Source organism: Streptomyces sp. SP17BM10, assembly GCF_036322405.1.
Taxonomy (GTDB): domain Bacteria; phylum Actinomycetota; class Actinomycetes; order Streptomycetales; family Streptomycetaceae; genus Kitasatospora.
Genome location: NZ_JAQYXB010000461.1, coordinates 1 through 424, shown reverse-complemented (window position 1 = coordinate 424; position 424 = coordinate 1). Strand labels below are relative to the sequence as shown.

Here is a 424-nt window from a genome sequence, read left to right as displayed (position 1 = left end):
GGGATCGGCGGTGAGCTGGAGTTCGCCACGGACCTGTTCGACCGCTCGACGGCGGAGGCGCTCGTGCGCCGGTTCGTCCGGCTGCTGGCCGGGATGGTGGCGGACCCGGACGCCCGGGTGGGTGCGCTGGAGCTCCTGGAGCCCGCCGAGCGGACCGCCCTCCTGGCCCACGGGACGGGAGCCGAGCGCGCCGCGGACTCCGGCCCGCTCGCCCACCGGCTGTTCGAGGCGAGGGCGGCGGAGCAGCCCTCCGCGCCGGCGGTGGTCGACGGCGACCGCGAGGTGAGCTTCGGTGAGCTGAACGCGCGGGCGAACCGGCTGGCGCGGGAGTTGGTGGTGCGGGGTGTGGGTCCGGAGTCGGTGGTGGCGGTGGCGCTGCCGCGGTCGGTGGACGCGGTGGTGTCCGTGCTGGCCGTGTTGAAGG

Annotated in this window: 1 protein-coding gene; it reads left to right on the top strand. The window is 76.4% G+C overall.

Translation table 11 applies throughout. The features are described from left to right. On the top strand, positions 1 to 424 hold a 424-nt coding region (locus PUR71_RS06490), incomplete at both ends, for an AMP-binding protein (protein WP_329925369.1).